Raw genomic sequence first — 262 nt, forward strand, 5'->3', positions numbered from 1 at the left:
ACAACGCTTCCGTCACAACGCCCTCATCGATTCGGATAGACTGCGTCGTTCGATGATCGCCGTCTCGTCCCCTCGCAGCAAAAGTCCCCGCCTTGTCCGCCTCAGATCCCGCCCCTGAACCCGATGCATCGGTCACCTCCGACGCTCCCACGCCAACTCCCGCCTCCGACAAAGCCTCCCGGTTGGGTTTGGTCTTGTTCGTCATCTACCTGTTGCTCTACGGCGGGTTTGTGCTGCTCAACGCCTTTCGAGCCGAGACGAG

The sequence above is a fragment of the Rhodopirellula sp. UBA1907 genome, assembly GCF_002337565.1.
Classification (GTDB): domain Bacteria; phylum Planctomycetota; class Planctomycetia; order Pirellulales; family Pirellulaceae; genus Rhodopirellula; species Rhodopirellula europaea.